The 25,384-nt window shown below is 61.9% G+C and carries 24 protein-coding genes; 3 read left to right on the top strand and 21 right to left on the bottom strand.

The genetic code is table 11. The features are described from left to right. Nucleotides 1–12: 12 nt before the first annotated feature. Entirely contained in the window at nt 13–987 is a 975-nt protein-coding gene (locus tag LOY37_RS04675) for a FecR family protein (RefSeq protein ID WP_258716381.1), read from the bottom strand. Between the two features lie 17 nt (nt 988–1,004). Further along, nucleotides 1,005–1,493, bottom strand: coding sequence for an RNA polymerase sigma factor (locus LOY37_RS04670; RefSeq protein WP_045196243.1), 489 nt, complete (start codon nt 1,491–1,493; stop codon nt 1,005–1,007). Nucleotides 1,494–2,141: 648 nt separating this feature from the next. Here LOY37_RS04670 and LOY37_RS04665 point away from each other — a divergent pair. After that, nucleotides 2,142–3,305 (top strand): type III PLP-dependent enzyme, encoded by a 1,164-nt coding sequence (locus LOY37_RS04665; protein ID WP_036993923.1) that lies wholly within the window; start codon nt 2,142–2,144, stop codon nt 3,303–3,305. 83 nt (nt 3,306–3,388) lie between these two features. On the opposite strand, the gene LOY37_RS04660 is transcribed toward LOY37_RS04665, so the two are convergent. From LOY37_RS04660 to LOY37_RS04650, 3 genes are read right to left on the bottom strand one after another with little or no spacing between them, the layout of a single operon-like run. Continuing rightward, nucleotides 3,389–3,949 (bottom strand): hypothetical protein, encoded by a 561-nt coding sequence (locus LOY37_RS04660; RefSeq protein ID WP_258716380.1) that lies wholly within the window; start codon nt 3,947–3,949, stop codon nt 3,389–3,391. Nucleotides 3,950–3,979: 30 nt separating this feature from the next. After that, nucleotides 3,980–4,738, bottom strand: a complete 759-nt coding sequence (locus LOY37_RS04655; RefSeq protein ID WP_195885711.1) for a tetratricopeptide repeat protein — start codon at nt 4,736–4,738, stop codon at nt 3,980–3,982. A 3-nt stretch (nt 4,739–4,741) separates the two neighbouring features. Beyond that, entirely contained in the window at nt 4,742–5,422 is a 681-nt protein-coding gene (locus LOY37_RS04650; protein WP_258716379.1) for a Fe2+-dependent dioxygenase, read from the bottom strand. 216 nt (nt 5,423–5,638) lie between these two features. Here LOY37_RS04650 and LOY37_RS04645 point away from each other — a divergent pair, with 216 nt between their 5' ends. Beyond that, entirely contained in the window at nt 5,639–7,930 is a 2,292-nt protein-coding gene (locus LOY37_RS04645; RefSeq protein WP_045196234.1) for a TonB-dependent siderophore receptor, read from the top strand. 104 nt (nt 7,931–8,034) lie between these two features. Continuing rightward, nucleotides 8,035–10,590 (top strand): sulfite reductase flavoprotein subunit alpha, encoded by a 2,556-nt coding sequence (locus LOY37_RS04640; protein ID WP_258716378.1) that lies wholly within the window; start codon nt 8,035–8,037, stop codon nt 10,588–10,590. A gap of 75 nt (nt 10,591–10,665) precedes the next feature. Here LOY37_RS04640 and LOY37_RS04635 read toward each other — a convergent pair whose 3' ends face one another. From LOY37_RS04635 to iscA, 16 genes are all read right to left on the bottom strand, one after another. Continuing rightward, nucleotides 10,666–11,457: an amidohydrolase gene (locus tag LOY37_RS04635; protein ID WP_213602364.1), complete on the bottom strand. Its 792-nt coding sequence runs from the start codon at nt 11,455–11,457 to the stop codon at nt 10,666–10,668. Then, on the bottom strand, nt 11,445–12,593 hold the full coding sequence (locus tag LOY37_RS04630) for a pyridoxal phosphate-dependent aminotransferase (RefSeq protein ID WP_258716377.1): 1,149 nt from the start codon (nt 12,591–12,593) through the stop codon (nt 11,445–11,447). The genes LOY37_RS04635 and LOY37_RS04630 overlap by 13 nt, the downstream gene beginning before the upstream one ends. A gap of 154 nt (nt 12,594–12,747) precedes the next feature. Continuing rightward, nucleotides 12,748–14,211 (bottom strand): ribosome biogenesis GTPase Der, encoded by a 1,464-nt coding sequence (der, locus tag LOY37_RS04625; protein ID WP_045196227.1) that lies wholly within the window; start codon nt 14,209–14,211, stop codon nt 12,748–12,750. Between the two features lie 116 nt (nt 14,212–14,327). Further along, nucleotides 14,328–15,479: an outer membrane protein assembly factor BamB gene (gene bamB / locus LOY37_RS04620; protein ID WP_045196225.1), complete on the bottom strand. Its 1,152-nt coding sequence runs from the start codon at nt 15,477–15,479 to the stop codon at nt 14,328–14,330. After that, complete coding sequence (locus LOY37_RS04615; RefSeq protein ID WP_258716376.1) at nt 15,472–16,113, bottom strand: tetratricopeptide repeat protein; 642 nt, start codon at nt 16,111–16,113, stop codon at nt 15,472–15,474. The genes bamB and LOY37_RS04615 overlap by 8 nt, the downstream gene beginning before the upstream one ends. Before the next feature lie 39 nt (nt 16,114–16,152). Next, entirely contained in the window at nt 16,153–17,442 is a 1,290-nt protein-coding gene (hisS, locus tag LOY37_RS04610) for a histidine--tRNA ligase (RefSeq protein WP_258596523.1), read from the bottom strand. Nucleotides 17,443–17,470: 28 nt separating this feature from the next. Continuing rightward, the gene (ispG, locus tag LOY37_RS04605) at nt 17,471–18,580 is read right to left on the bottom strand and encodes a flavodoxin-dependent (E)-4-hydroxy-3-methylbut-2-enyl-diphosphate synthase (protein ID WP_038997015.1); all 1,110 of its coding nucleotides are present in this window, start codon (nt 18,578–18,580) and stop codon (nt 17,471–17,473) included. A 3-nt stretch (nt 18,581–18,583) separates the two neighbouring features. Next, nucleotides 18,584–19,603, bottom strand: a complete 1,020-nt coding sequence (locus tag LOY37_RS04600; RefSeq protein ID WP_045196219.1) for a RodZ family helix-turn-helix domain-containing protein — start codon at nt 19,601–19,603, stop codon at nt 18,584–18,586. Next, nucleotides 19,603–20,361 (bottom strand): type IV pilus biogenesis/stability protein PilW, encoded by a 759-nt coding sequence (gene pilW, locus LOY37_RS04595; RefSeq protein ID WP_045196217.1) that lies wholly within the window; start codon nt 20,359–20,361, stop codon nt 19,603–19,605. The genes LOY37_RS04600 and pilW overlap by 1 nt, the downstream gene beginning before the upstream one ends. 13 nt (nt 20,362–20,374) lie before the next feature. Then, a complete protein-coding gene (gene rlmN, locus LOY37_RS04590; protein WP_045196215.1) occupies nt 20,375–21,520 on the bottom strand; it encodes a 23S rRNA (adenine(2503)-C(2))-methyltransferase RlmN in 1,146 nt (381 codons plus the stop codon). Between the two features lie 28 nt (nt 21,521–21,548). Further along, on the bottom strand, nt 21,549–21,974 hold the full coding sequence (gene ndk, locus LOY37_RS04585; RefSeq protein ID WP_007964426.1) for a nucleoside-diphosphate kinase: 426 nt from the start codon (nt 21,972–21,974) through the stop codon (nt 21,549–21,551). A gap of 91 nt (nt 21,975–22,065) precedes the next feature. Beyond that, nucleotides 22,066–22,266 carry a Fe-S cluster assembly protein IscX gene (iscX, locus tag LOY37_RS04580; RefSeq protein WP_045196212.1) on the bottom strand — a complete coding sequence of 67 codons (201 nt, stop codon included), beginning with the start codon at nt 22,264–22,266 and terminating at the stop codon, nt 22,066–22,068. A gap of 13 nt (nt 22,267–22,279) precedes the next feature. Next, nucleotides 22,280–22,621 carry an ISC system 2Fe-2S type ferredoxin gene (gene fdx, locus LOY37_RS04575; RefSeq protein WP_045196210.1) on the bottom strand — a complete coding sequence of 114 codons (342 nt, stop codon included), beginning with the start codon at nt 22,619–22,621 and terminating at the stop codon, nt 22,280–22,282. A gap of 3 nt (nt 22,622–22,624) precedes the next feature. Continuing rightward, nucleotides 22,625–24,487 carry a Fe-S protein assembly chaperone HscA gene (hscA, locus tag LOY37_RS04570; protein WP_195885705.1) on the bottom strand — a complete coding sequence of 621 codons (1,863 nt, stop codon included), beginning with the start codon at nt 24,485–24,487 and terminating at the stop codon, nt 22,625–22,627. A gap of 42 nt (nt 24,488–24,529) precedes the next feature. Continuing rightward, on the bottom strand, nt 24,530–25,051 hold the full coding sequence (hscB, locus tag LOY37_RS04565) for a co-chaperone HscB (RefSeq protein ID WP_045196206.1): 522 nt from the start codon (nt 25,049–25,051) through the stop codon (nt 24,530–24,532). An 8-nt stretch (nt 25,052–25,059) separates the two neighbouring features. Further along, a complete protein-coding gene (gene iscA / locus LOY37_RS04560) occupies nt 25,060–25,383 on the bottom strand; it encodes an iron-sulfur cluster assembly protein IscA (protein ID WP_045196204.1) in 324 nt (107 codons plus the stop codon). Nucleotide 25,384: the final 1 nt, after the last annotated feature.

The raw sequence follows: 25,384 nt of genomic DNA, 5'->3' as shown, positions 1-25,384 counted from the left end.
AAAAACCTGAATTTATTTTGCGATTATTTCGCGGGAGCCGTCGGCATGGGCCTTGATCGCCACCGGCAGGATGCTCGGCAGCGCCCGCAGCAAGGCGTCGGTGTCGTCGGCGTTGAAGGTACTGCTCAGGCGCAGCGCGGCAATTTTGCCAGGGGCGACACGCAGGGGCTGCTCGCGGTAGCGCGAGACTTCCTTGACCACCTCGCTGAGCGGCGCGTCGTTGAACACCAGCTTGCCCTTGCGCCAGGCGGTCACAGCTGCGGTATCTACCGCATAGGGTGCCGCCACCTGACCGCGAGCATCGATATGCGCCCCCAGGCCTGCGCCCAGCAAAGCCTTGGAAGCATCGCGACCTTCAACCCGCACCGAGCCGTTTTCGACCGCCACACGGGTTTGCTCCGGGTCCTGGCGCACATCGAAACGAGTGCCGGTCACGGTTACCGTGCCGTTGTCGGTGCTGACCACAAAGGGCCGCGCGCTGTCGTGGGCGACGCTGAACATCACCTCGCCCTGGCGCAACTGGATATGCCGCTGACCGGCGCTAAATTGCACGACCAGTTGCGTACGACCGTTGACCTCCAGCTGTGAGCCGTCCGGCAGGTCGAGTTGGCGCCGCTCGCCCAGGGCGGTTTGCAGCTGGCCCTGGTAATTAAGTTGATGCTGCTGCCAGCCAAACCAGCCCAACCCCAGCGCCAGGGTCGCGCCGCCGGCCGCCAGCGCCTGGCGAACAAAGCGTCGACGCGGCAACTGGCTGAGCGGATCGGCCTGGCACAGCGCTTCGAGACGCGCACGCGGTACCTGCCCGGCTGCGCCCCAGAGCGTGCCCAGCAGATCGAATTCAGCTTGATGCTGCGAGTGCTCGGCCAGCCAGCGCTGCAACTCGCCCTGTTGCGCCGGCGCCAGCGCGCCATCGCGGCTGCGGGCAAACCACTGGGCTGCCTGCTCGCGCACGGTCTCGTTGCCGCACGGGCACGCCTGCTGATTCATGAAAACATTCGCCTGACTCATCTCGTCGACACATCCAGGTGCTCACGCAGATGCCGGAGCGTGCGGATCATATACTTTTCGACCATGTTCTTGGTCAAGCCCATGCGCTCGGCGATCTCGGCCTGGGTCAGGCCTTCGAGCTTCTGCCAGATGAACACCCGCCGGCAGTTGAGCGGCAGTTCGGCCAAGGCCCGTTCGACGCTGTCGGCCAGCTCCACAGCATTCATGTAGGCCTCGGGATCGCCGCTGGCGTCGATGCCCGGCTCGAACGCGTCCTGCTCCAGGGCCTGGCGGCGGTCTTCACGGCGGTAACCGTCCACGGCAATGTTGCGTGCGGTCTGGTGCAAATAGGCGCGCGGTTGTTCGACCCCCGCCTGGTCATTTTCCAGTACCCGCACAAACGCATCATGCGCCAGGTCCTCGGCCTGCTGACGACTGCGCAATTTGCGCGTCCAGGTGCCGATCAGCTCATGGTAGTGGTCGAGAAAGCCTTTGTGTCGCGACACGATGCACAGCTCTTCGCAGGCGATGAGGAATGGCGCGAATAGTAATGTTTCTTATTAAGGCCGGCAATCGAAGATCACCACTGCCGACGAAGCGTCCAAGCGGAAAAAAAATCACGAAAATGTGTGTAGATAATCGGCTGCCAGAGCGGAAAAAAATATGAACGGCCAGCCTTCGATTCATGGTTACGCCGTCACCTCATTGCCCGCCAAAGTTACCGCCTTTTCCCGTACTTTCGCCACCAACTTTGACTATTGCATCCATTTGCGTGTTCTACGATAGATCCCGGCGTATACCGGTATTTTTAACGCTTTTGTCATCAAATTGAACATCTACTGTTTACCTGGGTCGGTTAGAAAGTGGCTGGCCAACCCGGGGCGACGGACGTGTGCAAAAACGCGACATTTTTTGTTGATCTCGAGCCCCTCAGGTCCTAAAGTTCGCGCCGAACGTCCATGCTGGAAACGATCCATCCGGCTCAAGTACTGACGACGAGACAGCAAGGTCACCCGTAGCTCGCTTCATCACGCACGGTTGACCTTTTTGCTTTCGGCGACATGCCTTGGGAAGTAGGCGAACCAAAGTGGGGATACGGAGGACGTTCAGTTGCAGCCACTTATTTTTTCAGTTTGCCCATGGAGTCCCTAAGCATGTCGATTCAGGTCGAAGACTACTTCGCGCGCGATACCTTCCAGAAAATGAAGGCCTTCGCCGACAAGCAAGAAACCCCGTTCGTGCTCATCGACACGCAGATGATCAGCCAGGCCTACGACGACCTGCGCGCCGGTTTCGAATTCGCCAAGGTCTACTACGCGGTCAAGGCCAACCCGGCCGTTGAGATCATCGACCTGCTCAAGGAAAAAGGCTCGAGCTTCGACATCGCCTCGATCTACGAGCTGGACAAAGTGATGGGCCGCGGTGTCAGCGCCGATCGCATCAGCTACGGCAACACCATCAAGAAGTCCAAGGACATCCGCTACTTCTACGAGAAGGGCGTGCGCCTGTACGCCACCGACTCCGAAGCCGACCTGCGCAACATCGCCAAGGCCGCCCCGGGCTCGAAAGTCTACGTACGCATCCTCACCGAAGGCTCGACCACCGCCGACTGGCCACTGTCGCGCAAGTTCGGCTGCCAGACCGACATGGCCATGGACCTGTTGATCCTCGCCCGCGACCTGGGCCTGGTGCCTTACGGCGTGTCGTTCCATGTGGGCTCGCAACAGCGCGACATCAGCGTTTGGGATGCAGCCATCGCCAAAGTGAAGGTGATCTTCGAGCGCCTGAAAGAAGAAGACGGCATCGAGCTCAAGCTGATCAACATGGGTGGCGGCTTCCCGGCCAACTACATCACCCGCACCAACAGCCTGGAAACCTACGCCGAGGAAATCATCCGCTTCCTCAAGGAAGACTTCGGTGACGACCTGCCAGAAATCATCCTCGAGCCAGGCCGTTCGCTGATCGCCAACGCCGGCATCCTGGTCAGTGAAGTAGTGCTGGTGGCGCGTAAATCGCGTACCGCCGTCGAGCGCTGGGTGTACACCGATGTCGGCAAATTCTCCGGTCTGATCGAAACCATGGACGAATCGATCAAGTTCCCGATCTGGACCGAGAAGAAAGGCGAGATGGAAGAAGTAGTGATCGCCGGCCCCACCTGCGACAGCGCCGACATCATGTACGAGCACTACAAATACGGCCTGCCGCTGAACCTGGCCATCGGTGACCGCCTGTACTGGCTGTCGACCGGCGCCTACACCACCAGCTACAGCGCGGTGGAGTTCAACGGCTTCCCGCCGCTGAAAGCCTACTACCTGTAACACAAAAAACCGGGGGCATCATTGCCCCCGGGCCCCCCTGGTCATCATCTGCGTGATCGGGGTTATCAATGCGTGAGCACGGTCTATAGGACTTCCTTAATCCTGACCGCGAAGCTCAATGGCGCACCTTCATATGCATTCAAATACCTGTCGCCATCCCGATTCCTGTCGTAGCTCTTTATCTCGTGACCCTCATAGTCACGCAGGATGAAGTGGCGTTCTTGCTGACCGTACCACTCTGCGTGCGGCTGAACTTTCCAGAAGAAGGTAATTTCGTTTTTACCGTACAAGCCGAGATAGCCCCCACTACTTCTGCCCAGCTTCTTCCCCAGGTAACCATCGACCCTGGATGCGCAGGTAATGTCGTAATGAATCCGGTCACCTTGATCTTCAACGAACTGAAAACGAAAATCGATCGGCCGTACCCGCAGCCCATGCCCCACTATCTGTAGCCAGCCACTTTCTGCAAAATCAAACTCGGTACGTTGTGCACTGATGCCAACCTGTCCTGAACGGCCGGCTTTGGTTGAATACAGGGTAGCGATAAACGATTTATCAACAAGATCCACCATTCTCAAGTCCTTTAAAATATCGGGCAGGCACATTGAGCTTGGGCGTTCCGTCGTGAGCAGGGCAGGCTGCATTGATTCCCTGGAAAGTCGTCGAAGGCTTTGCTAAGGGTGAAGTTGCATGAACGTCAGCCGTTGCTCATAGGCTCGCAGGACAGGCAGCAAGCGCTCATCCTGAACCTGCCGCAGGGTGCAGACGCTACTGCGCAGGAAATTCAGATTGCCGCCTCGCAGCGCGGTGTCGAACCAGGCTAATGCTGCATCAAGCTGATTGCTCTCGACCAACACCGTGGCATAGCTGAATTGCCCGCGAAAATCACCTGCCTCGGCAGAGCGGCGATACCATTCTTGCGCCTGGCCAACGTCCCGCTCACAGGCCAGCCCCTGCTCCAGATAACGCCCATAAAGGTTCATCGACTTGGCATGGCCCAGGTGTGCGGCCTGTCGATAGCAGAGCAATGCCAAGGGATGGTTCTGAGCCACCCCACGGCCAGTAGCCAGCAAGTTGGCGTAGTTGTACAGGCCCCAGTCCAGCCCCATTTCAGCAGCCTGGCAATAGGCCGTGGCCGCAGCCGACACATCAGCCCCTCCTCCCCAGCCATGCTCCTGGCAGCGCCCGAGCATGTTGTGCGCCATAGCGCTGCCACGGCTGGCGGCAATTGCGAACCAGCGCCGGGCCAGAACCGGGTCTTGCTCGATGCCGCGACCGTCAAGAAGGATCTGCCCCAGCAGCACCTGCGCCTCGACAATGTCCTGCCCGGCTGCAGCCAGCAGTGCCTGGGCCGCCTTGGCCGGGCTGTGTTCGAGCATCTGGGCGAACTGTTCGCTGTCCAGTTCCTGGCGATTACGCAAGGCGAAGGTCATGGCTCAGACCTCGACCCAGCGGCGCAACAGGTTGTGGTAGGTACCGGTCAACTGAATCAGTGCTGGGTGATCCGGCACATCGGCGCCCAGCTGCTGGATAGCCTGGTCCATTTCGTACAACAGCGCGCGCTGGCTGTCTTCGCGCACCAGGCTCTGGGTCCAGAAGAACGCCGCGTAACGCGCGCCGCGGGTCACCGGGTTGACCTTGTGCAGGCTGGTGCCTGGATACAGCACCAGATCCCCTGCCGCCAGCTTCACCTGCTGTACGCCAAAAGTATCCTGAATCACCAGTTCACCACCGTCGTAGTCCTCGGGATTGCTCAAAAACAGTGTCGAGGACAGATCGGTGCGCACCCGCTCGTGGCTTCCACGGGGCTGGCGCAGGGCGTTGTCGATATGAAAGCCAAAATTGCCGCCTTCGCGATAGCAGTTGATCAGCGGCGGGAACACCTTGTGCGGCAAAGCCGCCGACATGAATTTCGGGTGCTGCCACAGGCGTTCGATCAGCGCCGTACCGATTTCCTTGGCCAGTGGATGGCCTTCGGGCAGCTGCAGGTTGTGCTTGGCCTTGGCCGACTGGTAGCCCGCGGTGATCTTGCCATCGGCCCATTCAGTCTGCTCCAGCGCCTGGCGAATACGCTGGACCTCCTCGGTGGAAAACAGGCCGGAAATATGTAGCAGCATGGCGCGGGCACCTGAAGGTGAAAGACGTCAATGGTATTGATTCCCATTGACTCTCTACAAGCCCTTTCGGCAGGTGGGACGTTTCAGCACGGAAAAACCGCCAGTCACAAATTGTAAAGATTGTAAATTCCGCACAAATAGCAATTCTTCTCAATTGTTACTCATATTTGTTTACATTATATTTCGCGGCCTAAAAACCTGGGGAAGGGGACCACCATGCCGCGTCACTACGTGCCAACCGCTGTCAGTTCACCACGCTTGCTCACCTGCGCCATTGGTGTAGCGCTCACCGCGACCTCCGCCGGGCACCTGGCATTTGCCGCCGATGCCGAGCCTGCCAAGGACGGTGCCATCGCCCTGGATGCCACCAGCGTCACCGGCCAGGCCGAAACCGCCAGCACTGACTACAAAGTCGAACGCGCGTCTTCGCAGAAGTACACCGCGCCGTTGGTAGATATTCCGCGCACAGTGACGGTGGTCCCCCAGCAAGTGATCAAGGACACCAACGCCCTTAACCTGCAGGACGCCCTGCGTACCGTGCCGGGCATCACCATGGGTGCCGGCGAAGGTGGCAACCCGTCCGGCGACCGTCCGTTCATTCGCGGTTTCGACTCGCAGAGCTCGATGTACCTGGATGGCGTTCGCGACACCGGCTCGCAAACCCGGGAAATCTTCGCCATCGAATCGGTCGAAGTGGCCAAGGGCCCCAACTCGGCCATCGGTGGCCGCGGCGCAGCAGGCGGTACCATCAACCTGGTGAGCAAGCGCGCGCACTTGGGCAACTCCACCGATGGTGCCTTCACCTGGGGATCGGACCAGACCAAACGCTACACCTTCGATGGCAACTATCAGTTCCTCGACACCGCCGCGTTCCGCCTTAACCTGATGAGCCACGAAAGCAACGTCGCCGGCCGCGACGAGGTCAACTACGACCGTTGGGGCGTGGCACCGTCGCTGGTCTTCGGCCTGGGTACCGACACCCGCCTGAGCCTGGACTACTACCACATGGAGAGCGATGACCTGCCTGACTCGGGCATCCCCTACAGCCTGAAATCCGGCAGCTCCGCCAACCGCACTTCGGCCAACCCGGACAAACCGACCGATGGCGGTGACAGCGACAACTTCTACGGCCTGGTCGGCCGCGACTTCTACAAGAGCCGCGCCGACATCACCACCATCGCCCTCGAGCACGACCTGAGCGATGCGCTGACGATCAAGAACACCCTGCGCCATGGCAACACCCTGCAGGACTACATCTTTAGCCAGCCGGACGACAGCAAGGGCAACATCCTCAACGGTGAAGTCTGGCGCCGTCCGAACAACCGCGTGGCCAACACCCGCACCACCACCAACCAGACCGACCTGTTCGGCGAGGTCTACATCGGCGGCTTCAAGAACAACTTCTCGACCGGTATCGAACTGAGCCGCGAAGCCTCGGTCAAGACCGGCTACAACGTCACCGGCTTTGCCTCGGGCAACTGCAGCAGCGCCACCGGACAGATCTCCGGAGTCTGCACCTCGTTCACCGATCCGAACCCGAACGAAGCCTGGGATGGCACCGTTAGCCGCACTCTGGCTGGCGCCGACACCACCAGCAACACCCGCGCCATCTACCTGACCGACACCCTGGAACTGGACCCGGCCTGGTTGCTGACCATGGGCCTGCGTTACGACCACTTCGATACCAAGGCCAAAACCAAAATCGCCAGCGGCGCAACCAGCTTCAAGACCGAAGACACCAGCGAGTTCGTCACCGGCCAGCTGGGCCTGACCTGGAAGCCGGCCGAGAATGGTAGCGTGTACATTTCCTACGCGACTTCGGCGACCCCCGCAGGTGCATCGCTCGGTGAAGGCAGCGACGGCAATCCATTGCTGACCGCCACCACCACCAGTGACCTGAAGCCGGAAGAAACCACCAACTACGAAATCGGCACCAAGTGGAACCTGCTGGACGAACGCCTGGCCCTCACCGCAGCAATCTTCCGTACGGAAAAAGAGAACGCTCGTGTTCTGGTCAGCACCAACACTTACGAGAACGTCGGCAAGAGCCGGGTTGACGGTCTGGAACTGACCGCCACCGGCAAGCTGACCAACGACTGGCAGGTCTTCGCCGGCTACACCTACATGGATGCCAAGCTGATCGATGGGGGCAAGCAGAACGTCGGCGGCGTGTTTGTCGACAGCCCGAACAACGACAACCAGATGCCCAACACGCCGAATAACAGCCTGACCTTGTGGACTACCTACAACGTCACGCCGAAACTGACCGTCGGCGGCGGTGCCTTCTACGTCGATGACGTGTTCGGCAACGTCAACAACACCGTGATGGTCGATTCCTACTGGCGTTACGACGCTATGGCCAGCTACAAGCTGACCAAGAACGTCGACCTGCAGTTGAACGTACAAAACCTCACCAACGAGGTGTACTACGACAAAGCCTACGCTGCCCACTACGCCAACCAGGCCGCCGGGCGCACTGCCCTGCTGACCACCAGCTTCCACTTCTGAGTGAGCTGACTGGCAAGCCCCGTTCATTTAGGTGAACGGGGCTTTTGTGTATCAAGGCATAATGTGCGTCGCATTCGCATTTGCGACACGACAAGGTGATTGATGTGGTGAAGAAATCCCTGTTTCAACTGCACTGGTTCTTCGGTATTACCGCAGGCCTGGTGCTGGCACTGATGGGCATTACCGGTGCCATCTGGTCGTTCCAGGATGAGCTGCTGGAGCTGTTCAACCCTGATGTGCTCACCGTCGAAGTACGCCAGGAAGGCGTGCTGCCAATGCCCGAGCTGGTGCGCAGGATCGAGGCCGAACAGGGTGACAAGGTCGCCATGCTCTGGGTCCAGGCCGACAACGACAAGGCGGCGCGGGTCTTCTTCACCCCTCCCTCGGGCGAACGCCGGGGCTTGATGCGCTATGCCGACCCTTACACCGGCAAGCTGCAGGGCGACGTCGCCGGCCAGGGCTTTTTCGACCTGATGCTGCAACTGCACCGTTTTCTGGCCATGGGCGACACCGGCCGGCAAATCACCGGCGCCTGTACCTTGATGCTGATTTTCTTCTGCCTGTCCGGCCTGTATCTGCGCTGGCCGCGCAAGGCGCTGAACTGGCGGACCTGGCTGACCCTGGACTGGGCCAAGAAAGGCCGCGCCTTCAACTGGGACCTGCACGCCGTGGCCGGTACCTGGTGCCTGCTGTTCTACCTGCTGTTTGCCCTCACCGGCCTGTTCTGGAGCTACGAGTGGTACCGCGAAGGCCTGAACAAGCTGCTCGCCGACAGCCCGGCCGCTGGCCAGCAACACAAGCGCGGCGAAGGCCGCGGCGGACGTCCTGGTGGTGGCGCAGGTAAAGACGCCAAGCCGCTGGTGGTCGACTACGACGCCGTCTGGGCCAGCCTGCAAGCTGCCGCCGGCCCCGGTATGAGCAGCTACAACCTGCGCCTGCCGCCAGCTGGCGGGCAACCGGCGATGATCTTTTATCTGCTTGAAGGCGCCGAACACGAGCGCGCCCTCAACACCCTCAACCTGGACCCGGCCACAGGCCAGGTGAAGAGCAACGAGCGCTATGCCGACAAGTCGTTCAAGGCGCAACTGCTGGCCAGCGTCTACGCCCTGCACGTGGGCAGCTACTTTGGCCTGACCGGGCGCATTGTGGTGACCATCGCCAGTCTGACCATGCCGCTGTTCTTCATCACCGGCTGGCTGTTGTATCTCGATCGCCGCCGTAAAAAGCGCCAGGTGCGTGCCGCGCGAGGCAACTTCGCGCCGTCGAACGGGCAGGACGAAGGCTGGCTGGTGGGCTTTGCCAGCCAGAGCGGCTTTGCCGAGCAACTGGCCTGGCAAAGTGCCGGGCAACTGCAGGCTGCAGGTCTGCCGGTGCAAGTGCGGCCACTGGCCGAACTCACCGAGCAGGACCTGAACCATGCGCAAAAGGCCCTGTTTGTCGTCAGTACCTTCGGCGACGGCGAAGCCCCCGACAGCGCTCGTGCTTTCGAGCGCAAGGTGCTTGGACAGCCTTGGGCGCTGGGCAACCTCAACTATGCCCTGCTGGCCCTGGGCGACCGCCAGTACCCGCACTTCTGCGGCTTTGCCCGGCGCTTGCAGGCCTGGCTCGGCGAACGCGGCGCCACCAGCGCCTTCGCCCCGGTTGAAGTCGACAGCGCTGACCCTGCGGCCCTGCAACACTGGCAACAACAGCTCGCACAACTGACTGGCAGCACGCCACCAGCGGCCTGGCAGGCACCCGAATTTGCCAACTGGACCTTGATCAGTCGCGAACTGATGAACCCGGGCAGTCAGGGTTCGGCGGTGTATCTGCTCGGCCTCAGGCCTGAGCAACCTGCGCAGTGGGAAGCTGGAGACCTGGTGGAGATCCTGCCGCGTAACAGCGCCCACAGTCTTGAGCAGTTTCTCAAGGGCCTGGGCCTTGATGGCGAAACACCCGTGCAGGTCGATGGCCTGCAAGAGAGCCTGTTGCAAGCCCTGGCCAGCCGGCAGTTGCCCAAGAGCCGTGAGCACCTGGTCGGCCTGCATGCGCAAGCATTGGCCGATGCATTGATCCCGCTGGCAGCACGGGAATACTCGATTGCCTCGATCGCCAGTGACGGCGTGCTGGAGCTGATCGTGCGCCAGGAACGCCACCCTGACGGCAGCCTCGGCCTGGGTTCAGGCTGGCTGACCGAGCATCTGTCTGTGGATAACAGGGTCAGCCTGCGCCTGCGCCGCAACAGTGGTTTCCACCTGCCGGCGCCGGCCACGCCGATGATCCTGATCGGCAACGGAACCGGGCTAGCCGGGCTGCGCAGCCTGCTCAAGGGCCGCATTGTGGCCGGCGAGCGGAGCAACTGGCTGCTGTTCGGTGAACGCAACCAGGCCTATGACTTCCTCTGTGGGGATGAACTGCAAGGCTGGCAGCGCAGCGGCGATCTGGCCCGGCTGGAGCTGGCCTTTTCCCGCGATCAGAGCCACAAGGTCTACGTGCAGGACCGCTTGCGCGAGCAGGCGACAGAACTGCGACGCTGGCTCGACCAGGGTGCATCGATCTATATCTGCGGCAGTTTGCAGGGCATGGCCAGTGGCGTTGATGAGGTACTTAACGAAGTGCTCGGGGCTGTCGAGGTTGAGCGGTTGATCGAGCTGGGGCGGTATCGGCGGGATGTGTACTAAGCCTTGAGGGCCTCATCGCGGGTCAAGCCCGCTCCTACAGGTTTGGTGTGGGAGCGGCTTGACCTGCGATGAGGGTCAATGCAGCTCGAAGGTATCAGCATCCAGGTTGGCCGGGAACCGCGTGCGATAGGCCGCAAGGTCCGCCGCACTGAGCACCACGGTAAACACCCCGTCCGCCTCGCCTGCACTGAGCAGGCTCTCGCCCTGAAAATCCAGCACCTGGCTGTCGCCGGTATAGGCAAAGCCCTTGCCGTCGGTGCCCACGCGGTTCACCGCGGCGACATAACACAGGTTCTCGATGCCCCGCGCCGGCAACAGGCGGTTCCAGTGCTGGCGACGGGCGGCCGGCCAGTTGGCGGTGTACAGCAGCAGGTCAGTGTCCTGGGCATCGCGGCTCCACACCGGGAAGCGCAGGTCGTAGCAGATCAGCGGCCGTACCCGCCAGCCCTTGAGCTCGAACTGCACCTGGCGTTCGCCCGGGGTGTAGTGCTTGTGCTCGCCGGCCATGCGAAACAGGTGGCGCTTGTCGTAGTACAGGATCTCGCCATCGGGCCGCGCCCACAACAAACGGTTGCGGTGGCTACCGTCGGCAGCCTGGATGATCACGCTGCCGGTAACCACTGCATCAAGCTTTTTGGCCTGGCTCTTGAGCCACTTGTAGGTCGGGCCGTTCTCGGGCTCGGCGAGGCTTTCGGAGTCCATGGAAAAACCAGTGGTGAACATCTCCGGGAGGATGATCAGGTCGGCGCCACGAGCCTGTTCCAGCAGGCCTTCGAAATGCTCGTAGTTGGCCAGGCGGTCGTGCCAGGCCAGGCTGGTCTGCACCAACGCAATGTTCAGGTTGGGCAGGCTACTCAGATCGCGCATAGTTTTTCCGCTGCCTGACGCAGCGTCTCCTCGCGTTTGGCAAAGCACAGGCGCACCAGGCGCTGCGCGGGGATGGGTTGCTGATAGAACACCGACACCGGAATGGTCGCCACGCCATGCTCGCGGGTCAGCCACAGCGACATCTCGACGTCGTTCAAATCCGGGCGAATGTGCGAATAATCCACCAACTGGAAGTACGTGCCCGGGGTGGGCTTGAACTGAAAACGCGAAGAGCCCAGCAACTGGCAGAACAGGTCGCGCTTGGCCTGGTAAAAGGCCGGCAGCTCTTCGACGTGCTCGGGGTGCGCGGCCATGAAATCGGCCAGCGCCCATTGCAACGGGGTCACGCCACAAAAGTTGACGTACTGGTGGACCTTGCGCAGCTCGGCGCTGAGCGCCGCCGGCGCCACTACATAGCCGGTCTTCCAGCCAGTGACGTGGTAGGTCTTGCCGAACGAACTGACCACGAACGCCCGCTGATACAGCGCCTCGTGGGCCAATACGCTGGCGTGCTGTACACCGTCGAACACCAGGTGCTCGTAGACTTCGTCGCTGATCAGGTAGATATCGCGGTCGGCGATCAACAGCGCCAGCTTGTTCAGATCATCGCGACTGATCAAGGCGCCGCTAGGATTGTGCGGCGAGTTGAGGATGATCATCCGCGTACGCGGGCTGAAGGCGTCGGTGAGCTTCTGCCAGTCGATGGCAAACTCGCCGTCGCTCAGTTGCACATGCACGCAACGCCCGCCGGCCAGCTCTACCGAGGGCTCATAGCTGTCGTAACTGGGATCGAAGACGATGACCTCGTCGCCTGCGCGGATCACTGCATGGATGGCGCAGAAGATCGCTTCGGTGGCGCCCGGGGTGATGGTCACTTCATGCTCGGCATCGACGCTGACGCCATAGCTGCGGGCGATCTTGTTCGCCACCTGCTGGCGCAAGGCCGGCAAGCCGGTCATGGGGCTGTACTGGTTGTGCCCGGCACTGACATGCCGGCCGACCGCATCGAGCAATGCTTGCGGGCCGTTGAAATCGGGGAAACCCTGGGACAGGTTCAAGGCGCCGGTTTGCGCGGCGAGCTGGGACATGGTGGTAAAGATGGTCGTGCCGACGTTCGGCAACTTGCTACTGATCATGGAGCCCTCTTTCCTGCAGCACTATCCGGCTCGAGGCGGCGCGGTCTGGGACCGAGCATAGCGGATTGATCAGTCAGGAAAAAGGTTGTTACGGTCGCAGGCCAATCGCCGGTCAAACCCGCTCCCGTAGGAGCGGGCTTGCCCCGCGATGCTTCTAGCGCTTGTCTTTACGCTTCTTCTCGGCTTTCTTGTGGTGCGACATCAAGCGACGCTTCTTGTTGACCTGGCGGTCGGTCAGCGTGTTCTTGTTGCCTTCGTACGGGTTGTCACTGCCCTTGTACTCGATGCGGATCGGCGTACCGACCAGCTTGAGCACGCGGCGGTAGGTGTTTTCCAGGTAGCGCGAGTAGGACTTGGGCACCTTCTCGACCTGATTGCCGTGGATCACGATGATCGGCGGGTTGGCGCCACCGAGGTGGGCATAGCGCAGCTTGATCCGGCGGCTGTTGACCATCGGCGGCTGGTGCTCGCTGACCGCATCTTCGAGGATCTGGGTCAGGCGGCTGGTCGGCCAGCGGGTCACCGCCGACTTGAACGAGTTCTGCACCGACTGGTACAGGTTACCCACGCCAGTGCCGTGCAGCGCCGAGATGAAGTGGATGTCGGCGAAGTCGACGAAGAACAGCCGGCGTTCCAGCTCGGTCTTCACGTAGTCGCGCTCGCTCGGCTGCATGCCGTCCCACTTGTTCAGGGCGATAACGATGGCGCGACCGGCTTCCAGGGCAAAGCCCAGCAGGTTCAGGTCATGGTCGACCACGCCTTCGCGGGCGTCCATGACGAAGATCACCACGTTGGCGTCCTTGATCGCCTGCAGGGTCTTGACCACGGAGAACTTCTCGACTTCTTCGTGGATCTTGCCGCGCTTGCGCACCCCGGCGGTGTCGATCAGGGTGTATTTCTCTTCGTTACGCTCGAAGGGAATGTAGATACTGTCGCGGGTAGTGCCGGGCTGGTCATAGACGATGACCCGTTCTTCACCGAGCATGCGGTTGACCAGGGTCGACTTGCCGACGTTAGGCCGGCCGATGATGGCGATCTTGATCCCGTCTTTTTCGCTCGGGCCAGGGATACGCACCGCTTCCTCGCCTTCAGCGACGTCGGTGTCGATCTCTTCCTCGTCCTTGTCCCGCGGGAAGTCGCTCAGCACCGCTTCCAGCAGGTTGTTGACGCCACGGCCCTGGGCGCCGGCAACACCAATGGCGTTACCCATGCCCAGTGGCGAAAATTCGGCGATGGCGGCCAGCGGATCGATGTTGTCGATCTTGTTGGCAACCAGGAACGAGCGTTTGTTGCGCTTGCGCAGGTGCTCGGAAATCATCTGGTCGGCGGCGGTCAGACCGGCGCGGGCATCGACCAGGAACAGGACCACATCGGCTTCTTCAATGGCCAGCAGCGACTGCTCGGCCATTTTCTCGTCCATGCCTTCCTCGTCACCGGAAATACCACCGGTGTCGACCAGGATGTACGAACGGCCTTGCCAGCGCGCTTCACCGTACTGGCGGTCTCGGGTCAGCCCGGACAGGTCGCCGACAATAGCGTCGCGGGTCCTGGTCAGGCGGTTGAACATGGTGGATTTACCGACGTTCGGTCGGCCCACCAGGGCGATTACGGGAACCATTCGGCTCTCCACTTCATAAATTCGAAAAATACAAAGGCCGCTGCACTGCAGCGGCCGGAGTTCGAGCGGCACCCGAAGTGCCGCAGCCCGAGGCCGGCATGGCCTCAAGCATAGCCTCAGCGGATGGTCAGCGCCTCGAGCTTGCCGCTGTTGCCGTACACATAGATGGTGTCACCCACCACCAGCGGACGGGCGCGCAGGCCATCGCTGTCGATACGCTCACGACCGACGAAACGACCATCGACCTGGCTGAGCAGGTGCAGGTAGCCTTCCAGGTCACCCACCGCTACGTAGCTGGAGAACACTTCCGGCGCCGACAGCTGGCGGCGTGCCAGCGAATCGTTGCTCCACAGGGCGCTGGACGAGCGCTCGTCGATGCCTTCCACGGTGCCCGAAGCCAGGCTCACGTAGACGTTACCGAAGCCCTGGGCCACACCGGTGTAGCTGGAAGCATCACGCTGCCACAGCAACCGGCCGCTCTCCAGGTCCAGGCCGGCAACGCGGCCCTGGTAGCTGGAAACGTACAGGGTACCGCCGGACAGCAGCAGGCCGCCGTCGATATCCACAACCCGGTCAAGCTCCGAGCGACCTTGCGGGATGGCCACACGCTGCTCCCAGACCGGCGCACCGTTCTGGGTGTCGAGGGCAACCACTTTACCGGTCGAAAGGCCAGCAACGGCCAGACGGTTGGTCACGATTGGAGCGCCAGTACCGCGCAGGGTCAGTACCGCCGGAGTGCTTTCGTAGATCCAGCGACGGTCGCCGGTGCTGGCGTCCAGGCCAATGACACGGTCGTCCTGGGTCTGTACTACCACCACGTCACCGTTGGTGGCTGGTGGCGCCAGCACTTCACTGGTAACGCGCGAGCGCCAGCGCTCCTCACCGGTGCTGGCATCCAGGGCAATCACTTCGCCCTTGAGGGTGCCGAGCATGACCATGCCGTAACCGACGCCAACGGCACCGGACACTGGCAGTTCGAGGTCCTTCTTCCAGGCCACGTCGCCGTTGCTGCGATCCAGCGCCATCACCACGCCGGTAACATCGGCGGCGTAGATGCGGTCGTTTTCGATCGCCGGCACCAGCATGTTGAAGGTTTCGCCCTGACCGTCACCGATCGAACGGCTCCACTGCTTCTTCAGGACCACTTCTTCGGTGAACTTGGTGAGTTCGGCCGGTGGCAATTCCTTTTTGCTGTTGCTGCTGCAACCCACGGCCAGAAGGGCCAGGGTCAGCACTGCTGCATGTTTCCAACCGATCACGTCACGCATCCCCTTTGGCCAGGTCGTCGAGCTTGAGTTGCAGGCCACCGATCGCGGCGTCATCAGACAGCGCAGCCTTGGCTTTTTCGTAAGCGGTATGGGCATCGCCAGAGCGACCCAGTTGCACCAGCAGATCGCCCTTGAGCTCTTCACGGCTGGCCAGGAATGCCTTGTCGGCATCGCCTTCAAGCAGCTTCAGCGCTTCGTCGACTTTTTTCTGCGCGGCCAGCACACGGGCCAGGCGCTGACGGGCGATTTCGCCCAGGGTCGCGTCGGCCGGCTTGTCCATCACCAGCTTGAGCTCGGCCGCGGCGTCATCGAGCTTGCCGCTCTCGACGGCTACCTTGGCGACGAACAGGCTGGCGTACTGGGCATAGGCCGAGCCGCCGAATTCGTTCTTGAGTTTGCCGGACAGCTCGGCAACCTTGGCCGCGTCGGGCTCGCCGCTTGGCGTCAGGGTAGTCTCCAGCAGGGCCTGGTAAAGGTTCGAGGCGCCTTGCGACTGGTTGGTCTGGTATTTCTGCCAGGCTTGCCAGCCGAACACCACGACCAGCGCCAGCAGGCCACCGGTTACCAGCGGCTTGCCATTGCGGTCCCACCAGTCCTTCATCGCGACCAGTTGTTCATCATCGGTACTCGACACCCCAATACTCCTTTTCACCAAATCGGCTGTTGACTCGCCTCACGCCTGCGCGAGCGAGGCTTCCAGGTGCTCTGCCAGAGCATCCCAGGCAATGTTTTGTTGTTCGCCCTGACCGCGCAGGGGTTTGAAACCTACCACTTGTTGCGCCAGCTCGTCGTCCCCCAGGATCAAGGCGAACAGCGCGTTGCTCTTGTCGGCCTTCTTGAACTGGCTCTTGAAGCTGCCAGCACCGGCGTTGACCTGCAGGCGCAGGTTCGGCAGACGGTCACGCAGGCGCTCGCTCAGGGCCAGGCCGGCAAGCTCGGCCTGCTCGCCGAAGGCGCACAGGTAGACGTCGACCTGACGGTTGATCGACTCGGGTACCTGCTCGAGGGTTTCCAGCAGCAGGATCAGGCGCTCGATACCCATGGCGAAACCAACGCCCGGGGTCGGTTTGCCGCCCATCTGCTCGACCAGGCCGTCGTAGCGACCGCCGGCACATACGGTGCCCTGGGAGCCGAGCTTGTCGGTCACCCATTCGAAAACGGTCTTGCTGTAGTAGTCCAGGCCGCGCACCAGTTTGGTGTTGATCACGAACGGAATGCCGGCGGCATCCAGGCGTGCCTTGAGGCCCTCGAAGTGCACGCGGGACTCTTCGTCCAGGTAGTCTTCGAGCTTCGGCGCACCGACCAGCACCGCCTGGGTATTGGCGTCCTTGCTGTCGAGGATGCGCAGCGGGTTGCTTTTCAGGCGGCGCTGACTGTCTTCGTCCAGGTGCTCCAGGCGCGCCGAGAGGAACTCGACCAGCGCGTCACGGTAGCGGGCCCGGGCTTCGCTGGTACCCAGGCTGTTGAGTTCGAGCTTGACCGCGTCGCGAATGCCCAACTGGCCCCAGAGGCGCCAGGTGAGCATGATCAGCTCGGCGTCGATATCCGGGCCGTCGAGGTTGAAGACTTCAACGCCAATCTGGTTGAACTGGCGATAACGGCCTTTCTGCGGGCGCTCGTGACGGAACATCTGGCCGATGTACCAGAGTTTCTGCACCTGGCCGCTGCCGGTGATGCCGTGCTCGAGCACGGCGCGCACGCAGGCGGCGGTGCCTTCCGGGCGCAAGGTCAGGGAGTCGCCGTTACGATCGTCGAAGGTGTACATCTCTTTTTCGACGATGTCGGTGACTTCGCCGATCGAGCGCTTGAACAGCTCGGTGAACTCGACGATCGGCGTGCGGATCTGGCGATAGCCATAGGTATCCAGCAGGCCGGCCACGGTGTTCTCGAAATAACGCCACAGCGGCGTCTGCTCGGGCAGGATGTCGTTCATGCCACGAATGGCTTGCAGCGATTTGCTCACGGAAAATCCCTTAACAATTCTGTGTCAGTCAGCCACGGGCGATCAGCGCCGCGTCGGCCTCGGCTTTTTCAGCCGCTTTCTGGCGGATGAGCTTTTCCAGCTCATCGACCAGGTTGTCATTGGTCAGCTTCTGCGCAGGCTTGCCGTCGATGTAGATCAGGTTCGGCGTGCCACCGGTGAGCCCCACGTGGGCTTCCTTGGCCTCGCCCGGGCCGTTGACCACGCAACCGATCACGGCGACGTCCAGCGGTACCAGCAGGTCTTCCAGGCGCCCTTCCAGCTCGTTCATGGTCTTGACCACATCGAAGTTCTGCCGCGAGCAGCTCGGGCAGGCGATGAAGTTGATGCCACGCGAACGCAGGTGCAGGGACTTGAGGATGTCGTAGCCGACCTTGACCTCTTCGACCGGGTCGGCGGCCAGCGAAATGCGAATAGTATCGCCAATCCCGTCGGCAAGCAGCATACCGAGGCCCACCGCGGATTTCACCGTGCCCGAGCGCAGGCCGCCGGCTTCGGTGATGCCCAGGTGCAGCGGCTGGATGATCTGCTTGGCCAGCAGGCGGTAGGCTTCGACGGCCATGAACACGTCAGAGGCTTTAACGCTGACCTTGAAGTCCTGGAAATCCAGGCGGTCGAGGTGCTCGACATGACGCATGGCGGACTCGACCAGCGCCGCCGGGGTCGGCTCGCCGTACTTTTTCTGCAGGTCTTTTTCCAGGGAACCGGCGTTGACGCCGATACGGATCGGAATACCGCGATCGCGGGCGGCATCGACCACCGCCCGAACGCGGTCTTCACGACCGATGTTGCCCGGGTTGATGCGCAGGCAGTCAACGCCCAGCTCGGCCACGCGCAAGGCGATGCGGTAGTCGAAATGGATGTCGGCAACCAGCGGTACGCTGACCTGTTGCTTGATCTTGCCGAAGGCCTCGGCAGCGTCCATGTCCGGTACCGAGACGCGCACGATGTCGACGCCGGCATCGATCAGGCGGTTGATCTGCGCCACGGTCGCGGCCACGTCATTGGTGTCGGTGTTGGTCATGCTCTGGACCGCGATGGGAGCATCGCCGCCAACAGGCACATTACCTACCCAGATTTTCCGGGATTCGCGACGTTTGATCGGAGATTCGCCGTGCATGACTTATTGTCCCAACTTCAGGCGAGCGGTCTCGCCACTGGTGAACGGCGCAACGTCGACAGGCTGGCCGTTGTAGCTGACCTGCACGCCGCGGGCAAAGCCCAGGCGTACCGAAAACGGCGGCTTGCCGGTCAGGTCCAGGCTGTCGCCCTTGCGCTTGATGGCGCTGAACAGCAGCTTGCCGTTGCCGTCGGTGACCGAGGTCCAGCAATCGGCGTTGAATTGCATGTGCAGCTGGCCGCTACCGGCCGGGGCTGGAGCGGCGACAGCAGGTGCTGCTGGCGCTGCGCCAACCACTGCACTGTTGACCACGGGCGCCACCGGGGCTGGCGCTGGAGCCGGTACAACCGGCGCCACCGGCGTGGTCGCGGTGCTGGCGGCAGGCGCAGCAGGCGTGGCAGCAGGGCTGGCCGGTGCTTGTTCGGCAGGTGCGGCGCCAGCCGGTTCTGTCGGGGCCTGCTCAAGGCTCAAGGCAGTGCTTTGCGGTTGCTGGCCAGCGCTCACAGCCTGGTCTTCAGGCTCGTCCAGCGGGTGAATCTGGGTGGTGCCGTCGGCGCTCTCGACTTCGACGTGCTCCAGGGCCATGTTGGCCAGGTCCTTGCCTCGCAGGCTGGTCTGGTCCTGCCACCAGAAGAAGCCACCACCGATCACCACCACCAGCAGCACCAGGCTGACGATACGCAGGATGTTGTGGGACAGACGCACCGGCTCTTCGATGCGGCCAAGGGCGTGAACGTCGCTGCCCTGGGCGTGGGTGCCGGTGCACTGGTCGAAAGCCTGCACCAGGGCAGCCTGGTCCATGTCCAGCAGCTTGGCATAGGCGCGTATGTAGCCACGGGCAAAGGTATGCCCCGGCAGCTTGTCGAAGGCGCCGGCTTCTAGATTGTTCAGGGAACTCACGGTGAGGTTGAGCTTGCGGGCCACTTCGGCCTGGGACCAGTCCCTGCTCTCGCGGGCCTGACGCAGGATTTCACCGGGATTTTCGCGAGTCGCTGCTGCTGCTTCGGGATGCGCCGCTTTCATCATTGCTCCGACAGGTATTGCTGATATTCCGGCGTACCGGGATAAAGTCGTTGTAATTGCAGGCCCAGTTCGCTGGCCTTGTTCCGTTCTTCGAAGACGCTGGCCAGGCGGCTGCCCAGCAGCAGGCTGCGGGCACTGTGGTCGCTCAGCTGGCTGAAACGATCGTAGTAGTCACGGGCCGGCACATAATGCCTGTCTTCGTAAGACAACTCAGCCATTTCCAGCAACGCGCGCGGCTGCTGCTGGTTGAGTCGCAAAGCTTTTACCAGGTATTCCTGCGCTTCGGCGCGCTGCCCCAGCCTGAGCGCGGTCAGGCCAAGGTTCTCGAACACCCGGGAGCGTTCAGGATACAGGGTATCGGCCGCCGCTTGGGCAAACATCTGCTGCGCCTGGGCGTATTGCCCACGAGCATAAAGGAAACTGCCGTAATTGTTGCGAATTCGGGTGTCGTCCGGGCGCCGGGCCAGGGCCTTGCGAAAGTGCGCCTCGGCCAGTTCCGGCTCGTCTTCGGCCTGAAACACCAAAGCCAGGGCCGCATGGGCTGCGGCATCCTGGCTATCGAGGTCGAGGGCTTTTTTCAGCGGCGCCTTGGCCTGCTCGGTCAAACCTTGTTGCAAATAACCCAGGCCCAACTGCACATAGGCCTGGCGTGCCTGCTCGCGACCTTCACGACTGCCCAGCGCGTCCGAACTCCCGCCGGACACGCAACCTGCAAGCAGGGCGAGCGCCAGGATCGACAGCGCGAAGCGCAGGGTCATGGAGGTCCTCTCTTCAGTTGCGCGCAGCGCTTTCTTGCACGTCACCGTCGGCATTCAACTGACGTACGGCGATATAGCGCTCGCTGCGGCGGGTGCGGTCCATCACCTGGCCGACCAGCTGGCCGCACGCCGCGTCGATGTCTTCACCACGGGTGGTGCGCACGGTAACGTTGTAGCCGGCGTGATGCAGGTGGTCCTGGAAACGACGGATGGCGTTGTTGCTCGGCCGCTCGTAACCGGAATGCGGGAACGGGTTGAACGGAATCAGGTTGATCTTGCACGGCACGTTCTTGAGCAACTCGGCCATTTCCACGGCGTGTTCGAGCTTGTCGTTGACGTCCTTGAGCAGGGTGTACTCAATGGTCAGCACGCGCTTTTCGCCCAGCTGCGACATGTAGTTCATGCAGGCTTCGAGCAGGACCTTGAGCGGGTACTTCTTGTTGAGCGGTACCAGCTCGTTGCGCAGGGCATCGTTCGGCGCGTGCAGCGAGAGGGCCAGGGAGACGTCGATGTGCTTGGCCAGCTCTTCGATCATCGGTACCACGCCGGAAGTGGACAGGGTCACCCGGCGCTTGGAAATGCCGTAGCCGAGGTCGTCCATCATCAGGTGCATGGCGGCGACCACGTTGTCGAAGTTCAGCAGTGGCTCACCCATGCCCATCATCACCACGTTGGTGATGGCACGGTCGATGGTGGCCGGCACGCTGCCGAACGACTTGTTGGCAATCCACACCTGGCCGATCACTTCGGCGGCGGTGAGGTTGCTGTTGAATCCTTGCTTGCCGGTGGAGCAGAAACTGCAGTCCAGGGCGCAACCGGCCTGGGACGAGACACACAGGGTGCCACGCTTGCCCTGGGGGATGTACACGGTCTCGACGCAGCTGCCGGACGCCACGCGCACCACCCATTTACGGGTGCCGTCGCTGGAGATGTCCTCGCTGACCACTTCCGGACCGCGAATCTCGGCAACAGCCTTGAGCTTTTCGCGCAAGGCCTTGCCGACATTCGTCATGGCGTCGAAATCATCGACGCCAAAGTGGTGAATCCATTTCATTACCTGACCGGCACGGAAACGCTTCTCCCCGATAGAGTCGAAGAATTTTTCCATTTCCGGCTGGGTAAGCCCCAACAGGTTAGTTTTGCCAGTCGATGTCGTCATGGATTCACCCTCACCCGTAAGCTTTCGCTTAGCGAGTGGTTACCTCGGTAGCTGCGAAGAAGTACGAGATTTCGCGAGCAGCGGCGGCTTCGGAGTCCGAACCGTGAACGGCGTTGGCGTCGATGGACTCGGCGAAGTCAGCACGGATGGTGCCGGCAGCAGCTTCTTTAGGGTTGGTAGCGCCCATCAGCTCACGGTTCAGAGCGATGGCGTTTTCGCCTTCCAGAACCTGGACAACAACAGGACCGGAGATCATGAAGGCAACCAGGTCGCCGAAGAAGCCGCGCTCTTTGTGCTCAGCGTAGAAGCCTTCGGCTTCGGCTTTGGACAGTTGCTTGAGTTTCGAGGCAACGACGCGCAGGCCGGCTTTTTCGAAACGGGTGGTGATCTCGCCGATCACGTTTTTAGCAACGGCGTCAGGCTTGATGATCGAGAAAGTACGTTGAACAGCCATGGTGAAACTCCAGAAACGTTGAGTGAAGCGAAAAATTAAACCCGCGAATTATACGCGGGTTCCGGGGGATTGCCTAACCTGCCGAGCGCGCTCAGTCGGCTTCTTCGATCCAGGCCGCCTGGATGGCTTCGAGAACCTTCTCGCCGCCACGGGTCGGATCGTCACTGAATTCCGGCAATGCCAGCACCCAACGGTGCAGATCGACGAAGTTCACATAACGAGGATCGACTTCCGGCTTGCTTTCGGCAAGCTGGATTGCAATTTCAAGTACATCAACCCATTTCAGGCTCATGTCGGCTCCAGGATCAATGCGGCGCTTCGGCAGCGTGGTTGAGCGAGTATTTCGGAATCTCGACAGTTACATCCTCGGTACCGACCACAGCCTGACAGGTCAGGCGCGACGTAGGCTCAAGGCCCCATGCGCGATCCAGGAAGTCCTCTTCCAGCTCGTCAGCCTCATTGAGCGAATTGAAACCTTCGCGAATGACGCAGTGGCACGTGGTACAGGCGCAGACGCCACCACAAGCGCTTTCGATCTCAATGTGGTTGTCATGGGCCACCTCGAGAATGGATTTCCCGGTCTCGGCCTCCACGACCATGCCATCCGGGCAGAATCTCTCGTGGGGCAGAAAAATCACCTGCGGCATCAGTTATTCCTCGATCTCATTCAGGTTGCGCCCGGCCAAAGCGGCTTTTACCGTCGAATCAAGGCGACGGGCGGCAAAGGCATCGGTCACCTGCGACAGACGCTTGGTCTGTTGCTCGATGGCCGCGCCATCGGTGCCGTTGATCAAATCACGCAAGTCTTGCATCTGTTGCTCGATTGCCAGGCGCTCTTCGGCGTCCAGCAGGCGTTCGCCATCGGCGTCCAGGGCGCCCTGTACCGCTTCGAGCAGGCGCTCGGCGTCGACCTGGTGCTCGCGCAGCTGGCGCGCCACCTTGTCGAAACCGGCATGCTCGAAGGAGTCCTTGAGCATACGGGCGATTTCGCCGTCGGTCAGGCCGTAGGACGGCTTGACCTGGATGCTCGATTCGACACCCGAGCCCAGCTCGCGCGCCGAAACGCTGAGCAGGCCGTCGGCATCGACCTGGAAGGTCACGCGGATCTTCGCCGCACCGGCAACCATCGCCGGGATACCACGCAGTTCGAAGCGCGCCAGGGAGCGGCAGTCACTGATCAGTTCGCGCTCGCCCTGCAGCACATGAATCATCATGGCCGACTGGCCATCTTTGTAGGTGGTGAACTCCTGGGCGCGGGCAACCGGGATGGTGGTGTTGCGCGGAATCACCTTCTCCATCAGCCCACCCATGGTTTCCAGACCCAGGGACAACGGAATCACGTCCAGCAGCAGCAATTCGCCACCATCGCGGCGGTTGCCAGCCAGGGTATCGGCCTGGATGGCGGCGCCGATGGCGACTACCTGGTCCGGGTCGATTTCGGTCAGCGGGGTACGCCCAAACAACGTGCCGACGGCCTCGCGCACACGCGGCACGCGGGTCGAACCACCGACCATGACCACTGCAGCAACTTCTTCGAGCTCGACGCCGCTGTCACGCACGGCGCGGCGGCAGGCCTTTAGGCTGCGGGCAACCATGGGCTCGATCAGGGCATCGAAGGCACTGCGGGTCAGCTCGGCCTGCCAGTTGCCATAGGCGACCGTGACCACATCAGCATTGGTCAGGGCCTCTTTGGCTGCGCAGGCGGTCTGCAGCAGCTGGCGCTGGGCACCCGGATCGAGATCCGAGGACAGGCCGGCCTGCTCGACAATCCAACTGGCGATGGCATGGTCGAAGTCGTCGCCGCCCAGGGCGCTGTCGCCACCGGTGGCCAGCACTTCAAAGACACCGCCGGTCAGGCGCAGGATCGAGATATCGAAAGTACCGCCACCCAGGTCATAGATGGCCACCAGGCCTTCGGCATTCTGGTCCAGGCCATAGGCCACGGCCGCCGCGGTCGGCTCGTTGAGCAGGCGCAACACGTTCAGGCCGGCCAGACGCGCGGCGTCCTTGGTGGCCTGGCGCTGGGCGTCGTCGAAATACGCCGGCACAGTGATTACCGCGCCAACCAGTTCGCCGCCGAGGGTCTCTTCGGCGCGCTGGCGCAGCACCTTGAGGATGTCGGCCGAGACTTCCACCGGGCTTTTCGGGCCCTGGACGGTGTCGATGAACGGCATGTGCGACTCGCCACCGACAAAGCGGTACGGCAGTTGCTCACCCAGTTGCTTGACGTCTGCCAGGCCACGGCCCATCAGGCGCTTGACCGACAGCACGGTGTTGAGCGGGTCGCTGGAGGCGGCGTCGCGGGCGCTCTGGCCGACATCGATGTGGTCAGCGTGATAGCGCACTGCGGACGGCAGGATCACCCGGCCTTGGGCATCGGGCAGGGGCTCGCTGCGGCCGCTGCGCAGGGCAGCAACCAGGGAATTGGTGGTACCAAGGTCAATACCCACCGCCAGGCGACGCTGGTGCGGCTGGGGGCTCTGACCGGGTTCGGCGATCTGCAGTAGGGCCATGCTTATCTGAATACCAGGGGCGCCGCCAGAAGCAGCGCCGGGTTAATCGTCGAGGCGCTCTTCCAGCTGGCGCACTTCGTAGGCGAGCTTGTCGAGAAACTGCATGCGGCGCATCAGGCGCTCGGCCTGTTCACGCTGCGCAGGATCATCCCAGCAGGCGGCGAAGTCCTCGTTGAGTGCTTCCTGGGCGGCTTTCAAGCGACGCTTGAAGACGGCCACGCCATCGAGGTCGGCACTGTCCTGGAGGTCTTCGAGCTCTTCACGCAGCTGCATCTGCTGCAGCAGGAACTCGGGATCATGGACGGTGACTTCCTGCGGCACTTCATGGCCGCCGATCGCCAACAGGTAGCGGGCACGCCGGGGCGCGCTCTTGAGAGTCTGGTAGGCCTCGTTCAGCGCAGCCGAACGCTCCAGCGCAATGCGCTGTTCACGTTCGGAGGCATCGGCGAAGCGATCCGGATGGACCTCGCGGGCCAGCTCGCGATAGCGAACAGCCAGCTTGTCGAGGTCCAAACGGAAGCCAGGTTGCAGGTCAAACAGGGCGAAATGACAAGGAGTACCCACGCGCAGCCTCAGACGTTGAAGCTTTCGCCGCAGCCACACTCACCGCGCACGTTGGGGTTGTTGAACTTGAAGCCTTCGTTCAACCCTTCCTTGACGAAATCCAGCTCGGTACCGTCGAGGTACGTCAGGCTTTTCGGATCGATGATGACCTTTTCGCCATGGCTTTCGAAGACCTGGTCATCGGAGGTTACTTCATCGACGAACTCCAGCACATAGGCCAGGCCCGAGCAGCCAGTGGTGCGCACGCCAAGGCGAATACCTTCACCCTTGCCGCGTCCGTCGAGGGAGCGCCGCACATGTTTGGCGGCGGCTTCTGTCATGCTGATAGCCATC

Origin of the sequence: Pseudomonas sp. B21-012 (assembly GCF_024749305.1) — a bacterium.
GTDB lineage: Bacteria > Pseudomonadota > Gammaproteobacteria > Pseudomonadales > Pseudomonadaceae > Aquipseudomonas.
The sequence above is the reverse complement of the archived record's forward strand: the minus strand, read 5'-3'. Positions and strand labels throughout refer to the sequence as shown.